We start from the raw sequence: 20,866 nt of genomic DNA, 5'->3' as shown, positions 1-20,866 counted from the left end.
AACTTGTTGTGAAGTGACAGAAGATTGCGCGAAGATGCCGTGTCGCTCAAACGAAAGGTTTTCAGCGGTCATGAAGGAAATTCAGCTACATCGCATCGACCTGAATCTCCTGGTCGTTTTCGAGGCGCTGATGGTCGAGGGCAGCGTGGCCGGCGCCGCCGAGGCGCTGGGAAAGACACCGTCGGCCATCAGCCATGCCCTGGCCCGGCTGCGCGAACAGGTCGGCGATCCGCTTCTGGTGCGTGTGGGCGGGCGCATGCGACCCAGCCCGTTCGCCTTGAGCCTGATCGATGACGTGCGCCCCATCCTGCGCAGCATCAAGCGCGTGCTTGCGCTACCCGAGCCGTTCGATCCCGCCACCAGCGACCGTGTATTCCGGGTCGCTTGTCCGATCACCGGGCGGGTGTTGTCCGAGGTGCTGAACCGCCTGCATCACGCCGCCCCGGCGGCAAAACTGGAATGGCTCTCGGCGCCGCGGCAGGTTTACGACGCGGTGGCGGAGGGGCTGGTCGATGTCGCGCATCTTGCCGGCGAGACCCGTCTTCCCGATGGTCTGGACGCGGCCGAGGTTCCGGGCTTCCACTGGACGAGTTTCGTACGTGCCGACCATCCGGCGGTGTCGACCTGGGGGCCAGAGGCCTGGTCGACCTACCCGCATGTGCAGGTGAACATCTCGAACGATGCACCCAGCCCCTTCAATCGTCCTGCCGGGGCGGCGCCGCTTGAACGGACAATCGGGGCGCTGATCTCGGAGTTCTCGAGCCTCGGGCCGCTTCTGGCAAACACCGATTTCATCGGCACGTTTCCGACCGTTCTCATGGCTTGGGACATGGAAACCTACGGGCTGCGGCCGCTGCCGCCGCAAATCCACCTGCCGGAGTTCAGAACCCGTTTTTTCTGGTCCTCGCGGCTTGCCAAGGATCCGGCGTCGCACTGGATCAGGGATCTTGTCATCCAGAGCTATGTCGAGGTGCACGAAGAGGCGGAACGGATGGTGGCGCGCGCTGTCTCGGCGGTTGACTGACGGGCAGGGACTTGGTCTGTGATGGGGGCAGCGTTTACGTTCAGGAAACCGGAAAGACGCGGTGTGATCGCCTGTGGACCATCCATCCACGATAGACAGGACCATCGCCGTCGGTTCACCCCAACCAGACATCCAGGAACAACATGAGGACAAGCCCGATAGACAGGCCGAGTGTTGCCCGGTTCTGATGGCCGCTTCGGTGGGTTTCGGGAATGATTTCATGGCTGATGACGAAAAGCATCGCCCCGGCCGCGAAGGCGAGCCCCCAGGGCAGGAGTGGCTGGGACAGCGTGATGATGCCGGCGCCCAGCAGGCCTCCGATCGGTTCCACCAGCCCCGTGAGCGCCGCGATGCCCCAGGCTCGCCCCTTGGCATAGCCTTCGCCCAGAAGTGCGACCGCCACGGCCAGCCCTTCCGGCGCGTTCTGGAGGCCGATGCCGATGGCGAGCGGCAGCCCGCCCGAAAGACCATCCGCGCCAAAGCCCACGCCAACGGCGAGACCTTCCGGGAAATTGTGGATCGTGATCGCGAAGATGAACAGCCAGACCCGTCGCAGGGATGCAGCTTCGGGGCCTTCCCGACCGGACTTGAAATGCTCGTGTGGCAGGCGTTCATTGATCAGCGCGACCGCGCCCATACCCAGCAGGATCGCAACGCAAACAACCGCTGCGGGCGCTGCCCCGCTCTCGAACTGGCGTTCCGCCGCGTCCAGTGCAGGAATGATGAGCGAGAAAAAGGACGCGGCCAGCATCACGCCCGCAGCAAAGCCGAGCAACAGGTCGCGCGTGGATCGCGACGGAATGCGCCCGAATAGGACAGGCACAGCGCCTACCGCGGTCATCAGACCGGCGGCCAGACTGCCCAGTATTCCGAGCGTGAGTGGCGACATGGTCTCCACCGGGTCTCTCCATTTCGACGTCGTAGCCCTGTGACACCATACAAGCTACAGCAGGGAGAGATTCAAGCGTCTTCGGCTGCGACGCGCGATACGGGCGGATTGGAACGGGACCAAATATCTCGATGACCCCTGTCGGGCGCAAAGCAATGGCATCGGTAGAGAATGGTCCTGTCGCCGGACCAACCCGTTATCCGCGCACGATATAGACCGAGCATTCGGCGTGGGTCACCACATGGCTTGCCGTGGTTCCCAGCAGGTAGTCCGAGATTTTCGGGTTGGCCGCTTCCATCACGATCAGGTCGACCTTGCGCTCGTCTGCCAGCTTGACGATCTGACGATGCACCGCCCCCTTGCGCACAACCGTTTCCACTTCGACGCCGGCTGCCGGGTTCTCCGACACAAACTTGTTCAGTTGGTCGGCCCAATACGCTTCTGAGTCTCGTATGTTCAGATTTCGCTCCATCTCTGGTGCAACCGTTGCGACAAGGAGCTTTGCGTTGCGTCGTTTCGCCATCGCAGCGGCTTCTTGGTATGCACGTTGCTCCAGTTTGACATGTCGCAGATTTACCGGGCAGAGGATCAGATATGTCGTGTCAGGCATCGTGGGTGCTGTTTCCTCGTCCATGCGCAATTGTGCAGCGCCGTTTCCATTGGGTCGACTTGGTCACACAGCCTGCATAGCACAGGACAAGCCAATCTGTCCGTTTCAATCCAGACCGCGATTGCCGGTTGCATGGTTGCCGTGTCGATTGGACCGTTGCATCCGGCTGTGTTGGCCGACCTCCATACTGCGCTCTCGAAATTTCCGGTCAGGGGGAGATTGGTCATAGGTGGACAGGCAAATGCGCCAACTTTGATGGACCCAGATCTTAATTAACGCTGTCGCCGCGCTTTTGGATGCATCAATTCTTTCTGATGGAAAGCCGAGGCTTCAGGTCGCGGTAGAAAAATTTGTTCAAATACAGAGGGTTGATCCACGCAAGCTGCATGAAAATTGTGAGTTGGAATGTCAGTGACGTTGATCGGGACCTCGATGCCCTACGTCCAGCATCACAAATTTCGAAAGGTGGACTGTGGAAGGGCTCTTGAAAATCGTTGTCCGCGTTTGCGTCGTCGCGGCCTTCATTGCAGGTGGCGTGCTTGCGACCGAGGCACTTGTCTCAGGGGACGACGGGTCCTCGGGACAGGACGATACACGGCAACCCATACGGGTCGGGGTTGCAACGCCCGACATGCGGACGATCGAAGACGACGTTTCGGCGGTCGGTACGCTGCGTCCGGCCCGCGTCGTGCAGATCGTTCCCAATGTCGACGGCCGCGTGACCGAGGTGCCGGTGTCGTCCGGGCAGCGCGTATCCGAAGGGGATCTTTTGATCCAGTTGGACGATCGTGCTGCGCGTGCCGACGTCGCGGAGGCCGAGGCAACCCTGAGCGCAGCAGAGCAGGAGTATCGCCGGTTCCAGCGTCTTGAAGACACCAATGCCGCCGCCGAAGCCCGTCTCGAGGAAGCGCGTGCAGCCTTCCTGCGGGCCGAAGCGGCAATGATGAGTGCGCGATCCACACTTGAGGACCGCACGGTGACAGCGCCTTTCGGCGGAACCCTGGGTGTGATCGACACCGAAACCGGCGCCTTTCTGACCGGCAGTGAAAGCGTGACCCGGTTATCCGATCTTTCCGTGGTCGAGGTTTCGGTTGCCCTGCCCGAGAGGTATTTCGACCGTGTGACGCCGGGCCAGACCCTCGAGATCACCACGCCCGCCTATCCGGACGAAACCTTTGAGGGGCACGTGACCCTGCGCGCGCCCCAGATCGATCTGGGCACCCGCAGCTTTGAGGTCCGCGCCGAAGTCGACAATTCCGATGGCAGGCTCGTCGGCGGCATGTTCGCCAATTCCCGGCTGGTGCTGGGCTCATCCGAAGGCCTGGCCATTCCCGATGATGCGATCATCAGCGAGGGGCTGACCACTTATGTCTACACGGTCACCGACGGCACCGCGTCGCGCACCGCGATCGAGGTCGGGGCGTCGCTGGGTGCGTTGACCGAAATCCGTGCGGGTCTGGACACGGAGTCCCGTGTTGTCGTCGCGGGGTGGGATCAGCTCTCCGATGGCGCGCCCGTCGACATCGACGAAGACTTCGCCCGGGACGGTCTGGAATGACCCTTCCCGATCTTTGCATCCGCCGCCCCGTCTTTGCCACGGTGATGTCCATCCTGATCGTGGTTCTGGGAATCGCGGGTCTGACGCGGATGCCCGTGCGCGAATTGCCGGACACCTCCACGGCGCAGGTTACCGTCAGCGTCGGGTATGTCGGCGCGGGTCCCGGCGTGGTCGACAGCGAACTTGCGACGGTGATCGAGGGCGCGATCTCGACCGTTGCGGGGATCGACCGCATCTCAACCGAATCCGAACTGGGCGGGCTGCGTACCGTCATCACCTTTCGCCAGGGTCGCGACGTGGATCAGGCCGCGTCCGACGTGCGCGCCGCGGTTCAAGCCGTCTCGGGTGACCTGCCCGAGGAAGCGGACGAGCCGCAGGTGGAAAAGAACGACAGCCAGGGCGATCCGATCATCTGGATGACGATGACGTCGGCCAACATGTCGGCGCCGGAACTGACCGACTACGCCGACCGCTTCGTGACCGACCGGCTGGAAACGCTGACCGGCGTGGCCGCCGCACAAATCTACGGGGATCGCCCCTACGCGATGCGCGTGTGGCTCGATCCCGCTGCGATGGCCGCACGTGGTGTCACCACGATCGAGATCGCGGATGCCCTGCGCGGCAACAACCTCGAATTGCCGGCGGGCCAGATCGAAAGCAGTTCGCGCACCTACCTGCTGCGCACCGAAACGCGGCTGTCCAGCGTCGAAAGCTTTCAGGACCTGATCGTGACGAACACGGAGTCCGGTCAGATCACGCTTGGCGACGTGGCCCGCATCGAGATCGGCACGGAAAATGACGACAGCCTGTTTCGTTCGAACGGAGACACGGCCATCGGCATCGGCGTATTGCGCCAATCCTCGGCCAACACCCTGACGATCTCCTCTGCCGTTCAGGCCGAGGTCGAGGATATCCAGTCAGACCTGCCCGGTGGCACGACCTTGCAGATCACATCCGACGATGCCGACTTCATTCGCAATTCGATCCGGCAGGTTCTGATAACCTTGGCGATTTCGGTCGCTGTTGTCGTCTCGGTGATCTTCCTGTTTCTGACATCACTGCGCGCCACCATCGTGCCCGCCATCACGATCCCGATTGCCTTGGTGGGCGCCTGTGCGGGGATTGCCCTTGTCGGCTTTTCGATCAACATCCTGACCCTCTTTGCGCTGATCCTTGCCATCGGACTGGTCGTCGATGACGCCATCGTTGTGCTCGAAAATATCGAACGCCGGGTCGAGGAAGGCGACGACCCGACAGAGGCCGCACGCACCGGGGCCAATCAGGTGTTCTTTGCCGTCGTGTCCACTTCGGCTGTGCTGATCTCGGTCTTCGTGCCGTTGTCGTTTCTGCAAGGCGAGATCGGCAAGCTGTTTCAGGAATTCGGCATCACGCTGGCCATTGCCGTCGCCCTGTCGACCTTTGTCGCGCTCTCGCTGTGTCCGGTGATTGCCAGCCGGGTTCTGAAAAAAGGCATGAACACAAGCCGCTTTTCCAAGGCCGTCAAGTCGGCCACGGACAGCATGGCGCGCGGATATCGACGGGTTCTGACACGCGCCATCGGCATGCCATTGGTCGTCCTTGCCATTGCCGCAGCCATTTCCGGCATGTCGTGGACGCTGTACCAGCAACTCCCGTCACAGCTGACCCCGAGCGAGGATCGCGGTATCTTCTTCGTCTCCGTTCAAGCGCCCGCGGGCTCCGCCCTAGGATTGACGGATGCCGCCGTGCAAGAGGTCGAGGACCTGATCGCGCCCTACCGCGAAGACGGCACGGTCGAGGACGTCATCAGCATTGTCGGCCAATACGGCGAAACGGGGCGCGCGTTCCTCGTGGCGACGATGGCGCTTTGGGGCGAACGCGAGATGGGCCCGCGCGACGTTCTGTCGGAACTGCGCCCGCAATTCGCGGAAATCACCTTGGCGAATGTGCGCAGTTTTGCGCCCTCCGGTCTGGATGCCGGCGGCGGGTCGGGGCTCGAGGTGATCGTGACCGCTCCGAGTTTCGAGCAGGCGGCAGACTATTCCGCACAGATGGAGCAAGCCTTGCGCGACTCCTCCGACATCGTCGGCGTCCGCCGCGCCTATGACGTGAACACACCGGGCTATGACATCAACGTCAACCGTGCTTTGGCCCGTGAGATCGGCGTGGAGGCCCGGGCGATTTCCGATGCCGTGCGCACCTTCTTCGCATCCGCCGAGGTGACCGAGTTCATTTCGCAGGACCGGCAATATCCGGTGATCCTGCAAGCCCCGGATGACCGCCGCGCGGCCGCCGATGACCTGCGCGGGATCAACGTGCGCGCGGCCAATGGTGAGCTCGTGCCGCTGGACGGCCTTGTCACGCTGGAGCGCCGCGCCTCGGTGGCGGCGTTCAACCGGTTCAACCGCCAGCCCTCGGTCGAGATTTCCGCCTCGCTGGCCGATGGCGTCGATCTCGGGTCAGCCATCGCCACGGTCGAACAGATCGCAGACGATCTGCCGCCGCAGATGCAGATCTTCTATTCGGGGCAGGCCGAGAGTTTCCAGGAAACGTCAGGCGGGATCGTCATCACTTTTGCCTTGGCCTTGCTGGTGGTGTTTCTGGTGCTCGCCGCGCAATTCGAAAGCTTCATTCAGCCGGTCGTGATCCTGCTGTCGGTGCCTCTGGCGGTGGCCGGTGCGTTGCTCACGCTGTTCATTCTGGGCGAGGCGGTGAACATCTATACCCAGGTCGGCATGGTGATGCTGATCGGGCTGATGGCCAAGAACGGCATCCTGATCGTCGAATTTGCCAACCAGTTGCGCGTGGACGGCTACGCCGTGCGAGAGGCCGTCATCGAAGCCGCAACAGTCCGATTGCGCCCGATTCTGATGACCGTGCTTTCCACGGTGCTCGGTGCCGTGCCGCTCGTGCTGTCCAGCGGGGCGGGTGCGGAAAGCCGGACGTCCATTGGCCTTGTCATCATCGGGGGCTTCATGGCGGCGTCCATCCTGACGCTGTTCCTGACGCCTGTTCTGTATGACCTGATGCAATGGGATCAGGAGGCCGAAAAGGAGCCCGCCGAGGGTGTCGCATCACGCGCTTGAAGACGCGATCACAACCGAAATCCGTGCGACTTGAAAACAGGAACCGGCCCGCGCCGCAAAGCATTGGACCCCGGAGCAGCCATCTTTCTCTGGCTGGTTCCGGCACCGACATCCAAGGGGAAGGAGATGGCATTCCTGACGACGATCCTGGACGGACTCGGCCTCGTCACCGCCGCGGCGGCGGCTTGGTTCTGGTATCTTTCAGGAAATCGCAGGTTGCGCCGGGTGTCTCGTTTCGAGAAACTCGATTACGCCGACCTCAACCGGATCGTGACCGCCTTCAACCGTGCGTCGATCCTCAATCGTCAGGCGGCCAAGGCCGCCGCGGCATCCGCTGCCGCGCTCGCACTGCGGTTCGCGGTGGATCTCGTGGCGCGGATCTGAAAGGGCGACCATGCGAGAGCAAGAGCGCGACCAGATTTCGGCGAACGCGGAGGTGCGTCCCAAGGTCGAGATCGGCTGGCTTCTTGAAGGCGACCTGACCTCCGCAGAGCGTGAAGCGGCGAAAGAGGCCGCCGATGCAATGCAACGATCACTGGCCGCCGTCACGCAGGACTTCGATTGGGTGATCGAGACGCTGGATCGTTCGCCTGCAACTGACCGTGGCCGGATCGAGCCGGTGCGGCTTCTCGATGCGGCGGAGACCGATCGAGACCTGCGGGGCTGGGATTTTGTGCTTGTGGTCACGGCGCGCGAACTTCGCGGGCGCACTCGGTCGCGCGTATTGGGTGTCACATCCGGCATCTTCGCCACGGCGCTCGTGTCGACGGCGTTCCTTCAGGAGTCTCTTTCCCCGCAGCCGCCTCTCGCGTCGCGGCTGCACGCATTCGCCATGCATCTTTTCGGGCGCCTGAACGGGCTGATGCCCGGAAGTTCGCCGACATGGATGCGCCAGGTCGATGACCCAGAGGACCTTGACGGGATGGACGGATTCGCGCCGGCGGAACTCTCGGAGCTTTCGAAGCGGTTGGGCGAGGTCGCGGATCTTCGGGTCGAGGAGATGGGAGATGCGCGACAGGGCCGGCTCGGCTTTTACGCGCGCTCGCTTTGGCAGAACCGCAGCGCCCTTCCGAGCGCCATCCTGCGGATGCGACCCTGGAGCTTTCCGCTCAGGCTGCGCCGCCTGACGACGGCAGCGGGCTCGGCGCTCGTCGTGCTTGTCATGACGGCGGAGTCATGGGAGGTGGCGGCCAACCTTTCGTTCGCGTTCATCGTGGCTCTGTCGCTTGCCGCCGTGGCGGCGACCAGCGTCTACCTCATCAGGATCCAGCGCCTCATCGCTTCCCGGAAGGGGCCACTGCGCGAACAGCGGGCGATGAGCAATGCTGGAACGGTCATTGCCGTCGGAACCGGCATGGCCGTGACCTATGCCGCGGTTTTCGCCGTGGCCTGGTTGCTTGCCTTTGGCCTTTTCGGCGATCCGCTCATCGCATCCTGGACTGGCGCGTCACATGCAGAGAGCACGTCCATCCGCATCCGCCTGTCGGCGCTCGCCGCCTCGCTCAGCATCGCGATCGGAGCGCTTGGGGCCTCTTTCGAACCCTATGGATATTTCCGGCACGTGACCCAGATCGACGCCGAGATATGATCGTCCACGACCATCTGTGTTCGGCGCTTTTCGTATCCGCGATCGGCACTGGCAGGGCAGAGAGGGCCGCCGCGTGACATATCCCGCCAGCAAGACCGACATGCCGTGAAAGCCGAATCAGCCAATTGCATGAGAATAGTTGGTGGCGGTGCAGGGACTTGAACCCCGGACACGCGGATTATGATTCCGCTGCTCTAACCAACTGAGCTACACCGCCAGAACGCCGTGGTGATTACGGGCGACCGTGCTTGGCGTCAAGTGGAAAACTGCCGATTTTTGACCAGTTTCCAGGAACGGCCGGACGGGTTTTCGCGCCCGGTGTTTCCCATTGCCCGAAAACGCCCGGGACGGGTCATTTCACGATCTTTTCGTCCTTCACGAACATGTTCGCCCAGGCCCGGTCGATCAGCTCGGGTGTCATCTTGTAGGGCCAGCCTTCGAAGTCGCAGACCGCGATCATCTGGTCGATCAGGAAGATCGGTTGATAGTTCGCGTAGACGTTCTTGATTGTCGGATACTTGGTCTTGAGAAGATGGATCAGCGACCTCTCGCACAGTTGCATCTTTTTCTTTTTCGCCACCATCGAGAAGATCTTGAGAAAGTTCTGCTGATCCGGCCCGTCGATCTTGATCTTGAAGAAAATCCGCCGCAGGGCGGCCTGGTCGAAGATTTCATTCGGATGGAAGTTGGTCGAAAAGATCACCAGTGTATCGAAGGGCACTTCGAATTTTTCGCCCGATTGCAGGGCCAGGATGTCGCGCGATTCCTCGAGCGGAACGATCCAGCGGTTGACCAGCTTCTGGGGCGGTTCGGCTTGTCGGCCAAGGTCGTCGACGATGAAGATTCCGCCGGTGGATTTGAGCTGCAGCGGCGCCTGGTAGGTACGGGCGGTCGGGTTGTAGACAAGGTCCAGCATGTCGAGCGACAGTTCACCGCCGGTGATCACCGTGGGGCGGGCGCACAGCACGTAGCGCGTGTCGAACCGGTTGGTCAGGCGCAGGCCGATGTTGTTCGCGGCGGTTTCCGCGGCGCTATGCACGATGGGGTCGTAGACGGTGATCACCTGACCGGCATATTCGATCGCGTGCGGGATATAGATCTTGTCGCCCATCGCGTCGCGGATGCCGTTCGAGATCGAGGACTTGCCGTTGCCCGGCGGGCCGTACATCAGGATGGAACGACCGGCCCCCACGGCAGGGCCGAGGTTGTCCAGAAGGTCCGGGGGCAGGATCAGATGCCCCATCGCATCGGTCAACTGGTCGCGACTGATATGGATGTTGCGGATCGACTGGCGCTTGATCTGTTCCGAGTAGACCGCGAGAGGCACCGGCATCGGACCGTAATATTCGGATTGTGCCAGCGCATCGAGCGCCCGCGCCTTGCCCGCATCGGTCAGCTGGTAGCCCATCTCGGTGCCATTGTTGGCATTCAGAGTTCCGGTCGCTTCGAGCAGGAGCTGACCGCGTGCGTAGTCGATCATTTCCTGCGTGATCGGCACCGGAAGGCAGACCGCGGTGGCGATTTCCATCGCGGTCGAGATGTTCTTGCGAAAGATCGTCTTGAGTATGATGTCCCGCATCATCACCGGCTGAAGCTGCATGTCTTCCATGCGCTTGGGCGGAGGAGGCGCCATGACGGCGCTGGGTTGCATGTTCATCGAAAGCCCCGGATCGGTTAAGCCGCATTTGATTGCGTCACCGTGGCAGGGCAATGTGGCAACAGCAGGGCCAGGACTGGACCCCTTGTTGGCGGCTCACCGGCCGAACACGGCCCCGAGGCCAAGGTAGATCGCGAGGGTTCCGCCCAGGGCGAGGCCCATCGGAAATTTCGGATGTGTCCAACTTTTCCAGTGCGGCGCGATGGTTTTCAGGCGACTGTGCTTGCCAATGCGATGGGTGACGAAGGCGGCCAGCAGGTTCGCGGCAAACAGGGCGACCAGAAGTCGGAGATCGCCGACATGGACGAGGGGTGCGGCGGCTGCTGCGAACTTGGCATCACCGGCGCCCATGACACCGCCGGCATTGAGCGCGATCCCCGCGATCAGCACCACGACCATATGCAGGTAGCGCCAGCCGTAGACATCGAACGGGAGCGCGATCAGGCCGACCAGCGCGAACACCACGAAAAGCAGGATGACCATGTGGTTCGGAATGCGCATGTCGCGCATGTCCGAGAAAGCCACATAGATGCAGATCGGAACGACGAAAGGCAGAAAGACCAATGCCGAGAAGGCCGAGATATCCATCACGGCCCCTTAGTTCACGACATTGGATTCAAGTGCCTTGAGGCTGCGGGACGCAGCTTCGAAATGTTGCGGATGAGTGTCGATCGCCTCGCGCATCAGGCCCTGGCCCGTGACGACATCGCCGCGTTTGACCGCCGCCAATCCCATCGAATGCAGCAGCTCGGCCCGTTCCACCTGGGACATCGGCACAACCGGCAGCACGTAATTGCCCTGTGCGCCGCGGGCAAGAACAAGGTTGTTCTTCGCCGTAAAGAGTGAATTGTCGTTCTGGATCGCTTCGGTGAAGAGCCGTTCTGCCCCGGTGAAGTCTCCGCGGGTCAGCTTGGAGAAGCCCCAGTTGTTCATCACGGATGCCGGGGTGGTCGTCAGGCCCACGGCGGTCTCGTAAAAGCTGTCCGCGCGGTCCCATTCCCTGTTGCTGTCGGCGATCATCGCTTCGAGCCGGTAGCGCTTGAAGGTTTCGTGGGTTGGCGGGATCGCGTCGAGGACGGTCTCGGCCCTTTCCCATTCGTTGTTGCGGATCAGGGCGTCCGCCAGTTCCACCCGATCGCCGCTGGTGGCGTCCGCATGTTCGACGACCTTGGCCCAGGCGACAACGCCCTCGGTATGGCGTTTGGCCCGGATCAGCGACACGGCGAGCCCGCGCGACAGGTCGATACGCTCGGGTTCGGCACTGGAGGCGCGCTGGAAATAGGATACGGCCTCGTTCGGGTCGGACACCGTGAGCATCACCTCGTTCAGGTTGGTCCCGTCAATGACGTTGACCCCCTGGAATTCCCGATCGACAGCCTCGGTATCAATGCCTTGCTCGCACCCAGCGAGCGCGAATGCCCCTGTCATACACAGGGTCACGATAAAGGGATGGCGCATGTTTGCGTCCTTTACTGCTCTGCCTCATCACTGTGTCGGGCGGATTAGAAAATCGCTGCTGCCGCGCCGCACAAGCTTGTATTCTTGTTCTATTTCGGAACCATACTGCGAATTTTCCATTTTTGCGAGTGCCAAGCGAAGATTATCGCGAATTGCAACACTTTCGCCATTATCCAGCGCAAAGGCGCGTCGGAAGACCTGTGCCGCTTCGGCGGTATTGCCGCGTTCGATCAGGACCACACCCAGATTGTTCCAGGCATCCGGGCTGTCGGGATCGTCTTTCGTGGCGCGGCGCAGCAGGTCTTCGGCCTGGTTCAGTCGCCCCAGGGCAAGATTGACAGACCCCAGCGACGCCAAGACCTCGGGGGTCAGGCCGTTTTCGGCGGCGGCAAGGCGAAACGCGCCAAGCGCCAGTTCATGTTCCCCGGCGGCCATCAGGCGATGGCCCACGGTCAACTGGTCGACAACGGCCCCGCGGGGATCGACGCTGGGCGCGAAAACACCGTCGTCAGACGCGGAAAAGCCGCCTTGCGAACAGGCGGCCAATCCGAATGCAAACAGGATTGGCCAAAACTGGCCTTTTGTCATTGCCCCACCGAACTTCCGAGACTTCCAAGCTTCTGGATGCCGACGACCGATGGACCCACGAGGATGATCAACAGCGGCGGCACCGTGAGCATCATTGTGGTCAATGTCATTTTGGTTGGCAACTTGTTTGCCTTTTCTTCCGCCCGCATGACGCGTTTGTCACGCATTTCTGCCGCATAGACCCGAAGGGCATCCGAAATCGGCGTACCGAAACTCTGGCTCTGGTTCAGAACGGTCACGAAAGACATCACGTCCTGCACGCCGCAGCGTTCCCCCATGTCGTTCAGCACCACCGATTTGTCTTTGCCGGCCTTCATCTCGTGGCTGACAAGCTCGAATTCGTCGGCAAGGCTGGGGTAGGAGGCGCGCAGTTCGTTGCTGACGCGCACGATCGACTGGTCCATGGACTGTCCCGCTTCGACGCAGACAAGCATCATGTCGAGACTGTCGGGAAAGCCGCTTTCGATCTCTTCCTGGCGCGTCTGGACGCGCTTGGTGATCCAGTATTTCGGAAAGAGATAGCCCGCAGCCCCCGGACCCATCGTGTACATCACGGTCTGCTGGGTCGTTGCCTGCGCGGGGTCGAGGACGAACATGAAGTAGGCCACACCGATAACGAGGCCGCCAATGCCAAGCGCGAACTGGGAAAAATAGTAGAGCTGAACCGCATCCTTGGTCCGATACCCCGCCTGAAGCAGCTTCAGACGGACGTCGGACAGTTCCTTCGCGTCCTGCGGCTCCAGGAACTGGGCGTATTTGTTCAGTTTTTCGTTCTTCTTCTTGTCGCGAAGAACTGCGCGGGTTTCGTCGTCGAGCGCCTTGCGTCCTGCATGCGCGTCCAGACGGTCCATCGGGTTGGACCGCGAGGCGAAGAACATCGGGATCGCCAGCAAAAGCAACATGACGCCCAGCCCGGCGATGATCATCATGGGGCCGGCGGGGCCGAACATGTTGACGGCGAATGCGGTGAAAGCTTGCATGATCCGGACCTCAGACTTTGATGTTCACAAGAGCGCGCATGACGATCAGGTTGGCCAGAAGAAAGGCGCCAACCACGAAACATGCCGGGATGAACCAGGGGTGATCGAGAACCTCGTCGTAATAGTTCGGATCGGTCAGCTGGATGACGATCAGGGCACCCACCGGGAAACCGGACAGGAACTTGCCCGACCACTGCGCCTCGGCGGTGATCGCCTTGACCCTCCGGAACAGCCGGAACCGCGCGCGGATCACCTTGGCCAGACCCTCGAGAATCTCTGCAAGGTTACCACCGGACTGCTGCTGGATCGCCACGGCCACGGCCAGAAAGCGCAAATCCTGCATGTCCAGACGTTCGGCCATCGCCTTGAGCGCTTCGCCGATATCCCGGCCATAGCTCGATTCATCGGCGATGACGCCGAACTCCGTGGCCAGCGGATCCTTGATCTCCTTCGACACGATCGAGATCGCAGAGGAGAAGGGATGACCGACGCGCAATGACCGCACCATCAGTTCGACGGCATCGGGCAATTGCTCTTCGATCATGCTGATGCGCTTGCTGGCCTTGGAATTGATCCAGAAAAAGACCCCGCCGACCCCCATGAAGACGCCCATCACCAGGCGCACGGCCAGCCCGGCCTCGGTACCGAGGGTCAGACCGAGGAAGGCGACAATGCTCACCGCGACCATCACCAGGATCAACTGCTTGGGCGTAAAGGCGATGGCCGCCTTCTGGGCGCGGTCCGCAAGAATGGAATACAGCGGAAGCCCGCGCGACGCCATGTGCTGGTCCATCTCCTTGCGGAGCTTGGCAAGCACCTCGTCGCGCTTTGAGCCCTTGTCGAGCATCTCGAGGCGGCGGTTCACACGCTTGTTCAGGCTGATCGACTTGCCGAACGCGACAAGATAGACGCCTTCCACAAGCACCAGGACAGCGATGAAGATGAGTCCGTAGACGATGGGTTCTGCGCTGAGGGTCATGGTCAGGATTTCCCGTTGAAGGGTTCATAGATCGACGGCGGCAGGTCGTAGCCCCACATCTTGAAGCGTTCCGAGAAGTTGGAGCGCACACCGGTTGCCGTGAAATGGCCGATGATCTTGTTTTCCGGGGTCAGGCCGACGCGCTGGAACCGGAAGATTTCCTGCATCGAGATCACCTCGCCCTCCATCCCCGTGATTTCGGTGATGGACGTCATGCGGCGCGACCCGTCCTGAAGACGCGAGGCCTGCACGATCAGGTTCACAGCCGACGAGATCTGCGACCGCATCGCCTTGAGCGGCATCTCGATACCGGCCATCGCAATCATGTTTTCCAGACGACTCACGCCGTCGCGCGCGCTGTTGGCGTGGATCGTGGTCATCGACCCATCGTGGCCGGTGTTCATGGCCTGAAGCATGTCGATCACTTCCTCGCCGCGCGTTTCGCCGACGATGATCCGGTCCGGGCGCATCCGCAGCGCGTTCTTGAGACAGTCCCGCGGACTGACAGCGCCCTTGCCCTCGACGTTGGCGGGGCGGCTTTCCATCCGGCCCACATGGGTCTGTTGCAACTGAAGTTCCGCCGTATCCTCGATCGTCAGGATACGTTCGCTGTCGTCGATGAACGAAGACAGCGCGTTGAGCGTCGTCGTTTTACCGGAACCCGTACCGCCCGACACGATGATGTTCAGACGTGTTGCCACGGCAGCCTGAAGGTAGACAGCCATCTCTTCGGTGAAGGCGCCAAAATTGACCAGATCGTCGATGCTCAGCTTGTCGGTCTTGAACTTACGAATGGACACGAGGCTGCCATCCACCGCGATGGGCGGCACCATGGCGTTGAAGCGCGATCCATCCTGCAAACGGGCGTCCACATAAGGGTTGGATTCATCGACGCGACGACCCACGGCCGACACGATCTTGTCGATGATCCGCATCAGGTGCTTTTCGTCCTTGAACGTCACATCGCTGAGTTGAAGCTTGCCTTCGCGTTCCACGAAGATCTGGCGCGGTCCGTTGACCAGGATATCGCTGACGGTCTCGTCCTTCAGAAGCGTTTCAAGGGGACCGAGCCCCTTGACCTCGTCATAGAGTTCCTGGTTCAGGGCCGTGCGCTCTTCGCGGTTCAGAACCATCCCGCGTTCCTGAAGGCTCTCGGCGGTGATCGCGTTGATTTCTTCCTTCAACTGCGCCTCGGTCGCCTGGTCGAGCGCTGCAAGGTTGAGGTTGTCGAGAAGCGCGCGGTGCAGCTCGAGCTTGATTTCCCCAAGCCGCTCCCTGCGCTTCTTGTCGCGGTCCGCAGAATCCGCGACGGCGGCCTTTTTCGGGGCCAGCTTGCGCATGGCCTTTGCCGGGTTCGGCGAGTTTGCGACAGCTTCGAGTTTCGGAGCGATCGCCTTGGCCGCGGCGGCGGGTTCAGCAGTGGCTTTCTTGTATCGAGAAAACATCCGTGTCCTCCTCAGGCCGCTTCAGCGTCGGAACGGCCGACTTCGAAAAGCGATTGCGCCAGTTTGCCGATTTCCTTGCGAAGCGGATTTTTCGGTTGCTGCAACCCCAGAGGCTGCCCGTGATCTCCGGCTTCGCTGACTGCCTTGCCACCGTCGGGCATTTGAAGATCCACAGAAATATCAAGGCTTTCCTGCATCCGTTTCAGCCGGCTCTTGCCCTGAAGATCGGTGAACTTGGGGGCACGGTTGAGAACGAAGCGGATCTTGTCGAAAGGCAGGTCTTCGGCTTGAAGCGCGCGCTTGAGGCGGAAGGTGTTCTGCGCCGACCGCATGTCGAGTTCGATCACGCCGAAATAGACCTGTGCCGCATAAAGGACGGTTTCCGACCACTGCACGAGGCTGGGGGGCATGTCGACCACGACGAAATCGAAATGCCGTGCCGCCGTGTCCAGGAGTTTCTGAATTTCGGATTGCCCGACCACATCGAGCGGCGGAAGATCGGCCGGGGAGGTGAAGACCTGAAGCTTGTCCTCGAAGGTGACGAGCGCCTGTGCGAAACTGTCATCGTCCATCGTGTCGATGTCCGTCAGAAGCTCGAGCACCGAATCCCGACGCTGCACGTCAAGATATGTCGCGACCGCGCCGAATTGCAGACCGAGGTCGATGATGCACACACGGGGGGCGTTTTCCTTGGTCACGGTGGCCAGTTCCCAGGCGAGGTTGGTCGCAAAGGTGCTTGCCCCGCAGCCGCCCGCCATGCCCTGAACGGCGATGATCACGCCGTCGCCGTCATGCGAAAGCTTGACGCCGCTGCCATCGGCGCGCGCGACGGGTTGTGGAACGTCGGGGGTGCTCATGCGCTCGATCGCGGCGGCCAGTTCGCCTTCGGGAAGAGGGTAGGGGACAAATTCATCCGCCCCCTGCCGCAGAAGGTGGTGCAGCGCCGACGGTGTCACATCATGCGCGATCAGGACGACCTTGATCTTGCGGGCCTTGGCCGCGGCAATGATGGCAGACAGATGATCGACATTCGCCTCGTCCTGCTCGTCGATGGCCAGCGCCACGAATTCGAGATGCTCGCCATCTTCCTGCAGGAAGAAATTCATGGCCTGATCAAAGCCGAGGTCGCCCCAGGCCTCCCCGAGGGCGGCCTCCATGTCTTCGATGAGAAGATCGAATTCCTGGACATCCCGGCTGATCGTGCACGCAACAAGGGGCGCCGGTTGCGGGGTGCTGGGAAGGGTACTCGTCATTTGCCTCGTTTCCTCTAACTTCGCGTCGTTCACGGCGCGCGATTTTCGCGCATCACGAACGTCGGCCCCGAGTCGCTCGGGAAAGACTGCTACTGTTCGAAGATCGGTGGAAAACTTGGCAACATTGGGGCCGAATTACCAAAATTGTACGGTAATTCAGGCCGATGGCAGGGCCCCTTTCGGGGCCGTGCCTTTATTGTTCAGACTGGAAATCGGCACCGGTGATGCCGGTCAGAGCGGTGCGCGGCACAGCGCTGTTGACATATTCGCGGTAGATGATTTCGGCGTATTTGCCTTCGATGACCATCGGATGCGATCCGACAAAGCCCGACACCTCTGTCACCGTGCGCCGGTTGCGTCTTTCGCGGCCTTCGGTCACGATAAGCGGCTGCGTTTCGCCAAACGATACGACCGCCTCGAGCCGGTTCTTGCTGATCCCTTGCGATGCAAGGAAATTGACCACGGCAACGGCTCGGGCCAAGCCGAGACGCTTGTTGTAGGCTTCGCTGCCGACCGCGTCTGTGTGGCCGTACACGCGGAAACTGACCTCGGGGAACTGGCGAATCCAGTTGGCTTGCTCGCGCAGGGTGTCGCGGGCGCCGCTGTCGAGCACCGCGCTGTTGAAGGCGAAGTTGACAGTGCTCATGACCTCGCTGGCGAACCGTTGCGACAGATCATAGGTGTACTGCTTTTCGCCGTTCATGATCTGCGTGTTGTTCATGGTGGCGTTGCCAAAGTTTCCCGTGTCCAACAGGGCTCCGGCCTCGCGATGGAACGAACTGTAGACCGGGTCGCTTCCGGCGCAGGCTGCAAGAAGGGCCAGTCCGGTCAAAGCGCTGGGAATGCGAAGGTTTTTCTGAATTGCCATTGCCTCAATCCATCACATAGCCATAGGAGCCGCTGAAATCCTGTTTCGCCACTTCGCCCGCCGCACCACGCAGGTTGCGCGAGTCGCTTGCGACGCGGCCAAAGAGGAACAGGTCTTTTTCGCTCGGGGGCCGCACGCGGTCCGTCGGCAGCGCAAGTGCCTCGCCACGGGTCGGCGTGACAAGATGTGGCGTGATGATGATCACAAGCTCCGACTGCTCGCGCTGGTATTCAGCACTGCGGAAAAGCGCACCCAGGACCGGAATATCACCCAACCAGGGAACCTGGCTGTTCAGGTCGCGAAAGTCATCCTGCAAGAGACCGGCGATGGCAAAGCTTTCCCCGTCCCGCAATTCGACCGTGGTGGTCGTTTCGCGACGGGTGAAGCCGTCGATCCGGATGGCCCCGATGTCGATGCCGCTACTGGGGTCAATCGACGAAACCGCCGCCTCGAGTTCGAGGTTGATCTGATCGCCGTCCAGGACGCGCGGGATAAAGTTGAGTTCGACGCCGAAGGGTTTGAATTCAACCGTGATTGCGCCGTCTTCCTGCGAAACGGGGACAGGATATTCACCGCCGGCAAGGAACGTTGCCTCTTGGCCGGACAGCGATGTCAGGTTCGGCTCTGCAAGGGTGCGCACCACGCCTTTCGATTCGAGCGCTTCAAGCAGGATGCCGACTTCGAGCCCCCCCGCGTTGAACCCGAAGAGGATTGCTCCTTGTGAGCTTGCACCCGCGCCCAGTTTGTCCGCGACGGAATCGACCGCTGCGAATGGCGCGGCGTTGCCTGTTCCCAACTCCAGACCAAGGTCTCCGTCAAGAACCGAGCCGCCAGTGGCTAGCGAAGCTTGCAGGGACTTTGAAACGGACCGTTGCATTTCGGCAAAGCGGACCTTGAGCATGACTTGCTGGACGCCGCCCACCGTCATCAGGTTCGACACCCGTTCCGGCGCGTAGCGCGTAGCGAGGTCCAGGGCACGCTGCATGCGCACTGTGCTGGACACGGTGCCCGAAAGAACGATGCCATCATTCGCGGTGCGGACTTCGATCTTCTCGTCGGGAAGGATCTGGCGAAGCCGTTCCTTGAATTCACTCAGATCGGGCGCGACCTTGACGTCGACATTCGTGATCAGCTGTCCGTTTCCGTCCAGAATGGTCAGAGTGGTCGTTCCGGGCGACTTGCCCAGAACGTAGATCGTCCTGTCCGACAGCGAAGAAATATCGGCGATCGACGGGTTTGCAATGCTGAGTTCTGCAAATGGAACTTCGCTTTCCACGACAACGGCCCGGTTCATGGGAACGTTCAGGGAAGATTCAGTATTCGTGCGGATGACGCGCAGCGTGTCAGCAAATGCGGAGTGCGCCATCGGAGTAATAGCAAGTGCCGCGCCCAAGAGGGCGGCCTTGATTGGACTGCTCATATACATGTGACCTGCCTTTCCGATCACGCCTCAGATGTGGGTCTTCGTGCCCGATATTGGCGACAGCCTGCGCCAAGTCGCGTTTTATTGCAAGAATCAATGATTTCAGGGGTCCGCTTCATGTGGATAAGGCGCAACATGACGCTGCGCCTTTCCGAGAAGCATATGCACGTTCCGCACCAGATCCGGTGCGATGCGTTTCAGTTTGTACAAGGGATGGGCACTTCGACGACTTCTGCGCCCTTGCGGGTCCGGATGGTGCAAACGTCGACGGCGGCGGTCGTTTCGGTCTCTTGCACTTCGCGAAGGCCCAGAAGCGACCGTTGATCGACCTCGATCACTTCCGCGACCGAAGAGTCGTTGCGCCCCAACAGCGAGAGCGACAAGCGGCCCGTGGATTGCGCCTGCGCCAGCGACGCGACCTGCTGCGGGGTGGCTGCAACGGTGACCGTGCGGGCAATCGTTGCATTTGTGGACTGCGTCTGCGACGTCTGGTCAATGGCAATCAGTTCGACGCCGGTCTCGATCAGCTTGGTCACTTCTCCAACGGGCACATCGTCGCCACGCGCCCTGACGCGACCCGTCCAGTAGACATCGACGCGGTCATTTGGTCTCAGGAAGCCCGAAACACCAGTGGCGACATCCACCTTGATGGCGAATGCGCGCTGCCCACGGTCAAGCCGGGACGTAAGACCGGCATCCGCACCGGGTTCGCTCACCTTGACCTCCATGAAGGCCTCGAATTTCTCGATCGGACGCACCGCGATGCGCGGTTCTTCACCTTCCGAAGTCAGCGGTTTGCTGGCGTCGTAATAAGATTCCGGCAGGATTTGCTTGGGCCAGGGCTTGAGCGCCATGTCCTCTTGCGTGATGATTTCGCCGTAGTCGATCTTTCGGGTGGCAACGTAGATCTCGTGCACGGGCACATTGCCCTGCGCCTTGGTGCGTTCCTGCTCGAGCGCGGTCTGATAAGAGCCGATGTAGTTCTGTGCCATGTAGACGGCAAAGCCGGCCAGTGCCAGGCCAGCCATGAGGACAAGTCCAAAAACGATACGCATTTTGCCTCCTTACATGTCCCGGTCCTGCACGTTGGCCGTGCTGAGACATGATTCACCGTAAAGATCTATCGAACCAATGTGTCTCCGTATGGGGAACATTATGGCGAAACTGAGAAACCGCCGGAAAGAAAAAAGGCGCGCTTTCGCACGCCTGTCATCCGGATCGAACACGATGCTCAAGGATCATTTTCCTCGATGTTGGTTCGGCGCCTTACCACTCAAGGCTGTCATTGTAGTCGCTCAATGTCGCACCTGTCGCATCGGAGACTGTGGTCACGTTTTCCTGAAACAGCATCATCGCACCAAAGGCGATGCCAACGACTGCGGCCGTGAGGATGACCCAATCGACGGTCACTGCACCATCTTCATTTTCGACAAACGATTTATACAGCTTGAACATGGCGTGGCCCTACTGGTTAACTTGAG

At 61.1% G+C, this 20,866-nt stretch carries 19 protein-coding genes and 1 tRNA gene; 5 read left to right on the top strand and 15 right to left on the bottom strand.

Features of this window, described 5'->3' with window-relative positions:
• Positions 1–70 precede the first annotated feature (70 nt).
• The gene (locus LCF60_RS04875; RefSeq protein WP_292290034.1) at positions 71–1,024 is read left to right on the top strand and encodes a LysR family transcriptional regulator; all 954 of its coding nucleotides are present in this window, start codon (positions 71–73) and stop codon (positions 1,022–1,024) included.
• Positions 1,025–1,139: 115 nt separating this feature from the next.
• On the opposite strand, the gene LCF60_RS04870 is transcribed toward LCF60_RS04875, so the two are convergent.
• Complete coding sequence (locus LCF60_RS04870) at positions 1,140–1,922, bottom strand: ZIP family metal transporter (RefSeq protein ID WP_292290033.1); 783 nt, start codon at positions 1,920–1,922, stop codon at positions 1,140–1,142.
• 187 nt (positions 1,923–2,109) lie between these two features.
• A complete protein-coding gene (locus tag LCF60_RS04865; protein ID WP_292290211.1) occupies positions 2,110–2,523 on the bottom strand; it encodes a universal stress protein in 414 nt (137 codons plus the stop codon).
• Between the two features lie 484 nt (positions 2,524–3,007).
• On the opposite strand from LCF60_RS04865, the gene LCF60_RS04860 reads away from it, so the two are divergent.
• The 4 genes from LCF60_RS04860 to LCF60_RS04845 all read left to right on the top strand — a co-directional run bounded on the left by LCF60_RS04860 (position 3,008) and on the right by LCF60_RS04845 (position 8,734).
• Positions 3,008–4,081 (top strand): efflux RND transporter periplasmic adaptor subunit, encoded by a 1,074-nt coding sequence (locus LCF60_RS04860; RefSeq protein ID WP_292290032.1) that lies wholly within the window; start codon positions 3,008–3,010, stop codon positions 4,079–4,081.
• Positions 4,078–7,146 carry an efflux RND transporter permease subunit gene (locus LCF60_RS04855; protein WP_292290031.1) on the top strand — a complete coding sequence of 1,023 codons (3,069 nt, stop codon included), beginning with the start codon at positions 4,078–4,080 and terminating at the stop codon, positions 7,144–7,146. Before LCF60_RS04860 ends, LCF60_RS04855 begins: the two co-directional genes overlap by 4 nt.
• A 126-nt stretch (positions 7,147–7,272) precedes the next feature.
• A complete protein-coding gene (locus LCF60_RS04850) occupies positions 7,273–7,530 on the top strand; it encodes a hypothetical protein (protein ID WP_292290030.1) in 258 nt (85 codons plus the stop codon).
• Positions 7,531–7,540: 10 nt separating this feature from the next.
• A complete protein-coding gene (locus LCF60_RS04845) occupies positions 7,541–8,734 on the top strand; it encodes a hypothetical protein (RefSeq protein WP_292290028.1) in 1,194 nt (397 codons plus the stop codon).
• Between the two features lie 140 nt (positions 8,735–8,874).
• On the opposite strand, the gene LCF60_RS04840 is transcribed toward LCF60_RS04845, so the two are convergent.
• The 13 genes from LCF60_RS04840 to LCF60_RS04780 form a co-directional block, all read right to left on the bottom strand.
• Positions 8,875–8,951, bottom strand: a tRNA-Met gene (locus LCF60_RS04840).
• Between the two features lie 135 nt (positions 8,952–9,086).
• Complete coding sequence (locus tag LCF60_RS04835; RefSeq protein WP_292290026.1) at positions 9,087–10,391, bottom strand: ATPase; 1,305 nt, start codon at positions 10,389–10,391, stop codon at positions 9,087–9,089.
• Positions 10,392–10,487: 96 nt separating this feature from the next.
• A complete protein-coding gene (locus tag LCF60_RS04830) occupies positions 10,488–10,979 on the bottom strand; it encodes a prepilin peptidase (RefSeq protein ID WP_292290025.1) in 492 nt (163 codons plus the stop codon).
• A 9-nt stretch (positions 10,980–10,988) separates the two neighbouring features.
• A complete protein-coding gene (locus LCF60_RS04825) occupies positions 10,989–11,849 on the bottom strand; it encodes a tetratricopeptide repeat protein (RefSeq protein WP_292290024.1) in 861 nt (286 codons plus the stop codon).
• A gap of 27 nt (positions 11,850–11,876) precedes the next feature.
• Complete coding sequence (locus LCF60_RS04820) at positions 11,877–12,437, bottom strand: tetratricopeptide repeat protein (protein WP_292290023.1); 561 nt, start codon at positions 12,435–12,437, stop codon at positions 11,877–11,879.
• Complete coding sequence (locus LCF60_RS04815; protein WP_292290022.1) at positions 12,434–13,417, bottom strand: type II secretion system F family protein; 984 nt, start codon at positions 13,415–13,417, stop codon at positions 12,434–12,436. The genes LCF60_RS04820 and LCF60_RS04815 overlap by 4 nt, the downstream gene beginning before the upstream one ends.
• A gap of 10 nt (positions 13,418–13,427) precedes the next feature.
• Positions 13,428–14,396: a type II secretion system F family protein gene (locus LCF60_RS04810; protein ID WP_292290021.1), complete on the bottom strand. Its 969-nt coding sequence runs from the start codon at positions 14,394–14,396 to the stop codon at positions 13,428–13,430.
• Between the two features lie 2 nt (positions 14,397–14,398).
• Entirely contained in the window at positions 14,399–15,841 is a 1,443-nt protein-coding gene (locus LCF60_RS04805) for a CpaF family protein (RefSeq protein ID WP_292290020.1), read from the bottom strand.
• Positions 15,842–15,852: 11 nt separating this feature from the next.
• A complete protein-coding gene (locus tag LCF60_RS04800) occupies positions 15,853–17,094 on the bottom strand; it encodes an AAA family ATPase (protein ID WP_292290019.1) in 1,242 nt (413 codons plus the stop codon).
• A 193-nt stretch (positions 17,095–17,287) separates the two neighbouring features.
• Positions 17,288–17,962: an OmpA family protein gene (locus LCF60_RS04795; protein WP_292290018.1), complete on the bottom strand. Its 675-nt coding sequence runs from the start codon at positions 17,960–17,962 to the stop codon at positions 17,288–17,290.
• A gap of 4 nt (positions 17,963–17,966) precedes the next feature.
• Complete coding sequence (locus LCF60_RS04790) at positions 17,967–19,388, bottom strand: type II and III secretion system protein family protein (RefSeq protein ID WP_292290016.1); 1,422 nt, start codon at positions 19,386–19,388, stop codon at positions 17,967–17,969.
• Between the two features lie 194 nt (positions 19,389–19,582).
• The gene (cpaB, locus tag LCF60_RS04785; protein WP_292290014.1) at positions 19,583–20,440 is read right to left on the bottom strand and encodes a Flp pilus assembly protein CpaB; all 858 of its coding nucleotides are present in this window, start codon (positions 20,438–20,440) and stop codon (positions 19,583–19,585) included.
• A 211-nt stretch (positions 20,441–20,651) separates the two neighbouring features.
• Positions 20,652–20,840 carry a hypothetical protein gene (locus LCF60_RS04780; RefSeq protein ID WP_292290013.1) on the bottom strand — a complete coding sequence of 63 codons (189 nt, stop codon included), beginning with the start codon at positions 20,838–20,840 and terminating at the stop codon, positions 20,652–20,654.
• Positions 20,841–20,866: the final 26 nt, after the last annotated feature.

Source organism: Marivita sp., from assembly GCF_020055635.1.
Lineage (GTDB): Bacteria > Pseudomonadota > Alphaproteobacteria > Rhodobacterales > Rhodobacteraceae > Marivita.
Note: the sequence above shows the minus strand (reverse complement) of the source record. Positions and strands in the feature narration are given on the sequence as shown.

Bases quoted from the DNA above. Each gene is read 5' to 3' on its own strand.
- LCF60_RS04875 (WP_292290034.1), top strand. From the start codon at position 71: ATGAAGGAAATTCAGCTACATCGCATCGACCTGAATCTCCTGGTCGTT.
- LCF60_RS04865 (WP_292290211.1), bottom strand. From the start codon at position 2,523: ATGCCTGACACGACATATCTGATCCTCTGCCCGGTAAATCTGCGACAT.
- LCF60_RS04855 (WP_292290031.1), top strand. From the start codon at position 4,078: ATGACCCTTCCCGATCTTTGCATCCGCCGCCCCGTCTTTGCCACGGTG.
- LCF60_RS04850 (WP_292290030.1), top strand. From the start codon at position 7,273: ATGGCATTCCTGACGACGATCCTGGACGGACTCGGCCTCGTCACCGCC.
- LCF60_RS04845 (WP_292290028.1), top strand. From the start codon at position 7,541: ATGCGAGAGCAAGAGCGCGACCAGATTTCGGCGAACGCGGAGGTGCGT.
- LCF60_RS04835 (WP_292290026.1), bottom strand. From the start codon at position 10,391: ATGAACATGCAACCCAGCGCCGTCATGGCGCCTCCTCCGCCCAAGCGC.
- LCF60_RS04830 (WP_292290025.1), bottom strand. From the start codon at position 10,979: ATGGATATCTCGGCCTTCTCGGCATTGGTCTTTCTGCCTTTCGTCGTT.
- LCF60_RS04825 (WP_292290024.1), bottom strand. From the start codon at position 11,849: ATGCGCCATCCCTTTATCGTGACCCTGTGTATGACAGGGGCATTCGCG.
- LCF60_RS04820 (WP_292290023.1), bottom strand. From the start codon at position 12,437: ATGACAAAAGGCCAGTTTTGGCCAATCCTGTTTGCATTCGGATTGGCC.
- LCF60_RS04815 (WP_292290022.1), bottom strand. From the start codon at position 13,417: ATGCAAGCTTTCACCGCATTCGCCGTCAACATGTTCGGCCCCGCCGGC.
- LCF60_RS04810 (WP_292290021.1), bottom strand. From the start codon at position 14,396: ATGACCCTCAGCGCAGAACCCATCGTCTACGGACTCATCTTCATCGCT.
- LCF60_RS04805 (WP_292290020.1), bottom strand. From the start codon at position 15,841: ATGTTTTCTCGATACAAGAAAGCCACTGCTGAACCCGCCGCCGCGGCC.
- LCF60_RS04800 (WP_292290019.1), bottom strand. From the start codon at position 17,094: ATGACGAGTACCCTTCCCAGCACCCCGCAACCGGCGCCCCTTGTTGCG.
- LCF60_RS04795 (WP_292290018.1), bottom strand. From the start codon at position 17,962: ATGGCAATTCAGAAAAACCTTCGCATTCCCAGCGCTTTGACCGGACTG.
- LCF60_RS04790 (WP_292290016.1), bottom strand. From the start codon at position 19,388: ATGTATATGAGCAGTCCAATCAAGGCCGCCCTCTTGGGCGCGGCACTT.
- cpaB (WP_292290014.1), bottom strand. From the start codon at position 20,440: ATGCGTATCGTTTTTGGACTTGTCCTCATGGCTGGCCTGGCACTGGCC.
- LCF60_RS04780 (WP_292290013.1), bottom strand. From the start codon at position 20,840: ATGTTCAAGCTGTATAAATCGTTTGTCGAAAATGAAGATGGTGCAGTG.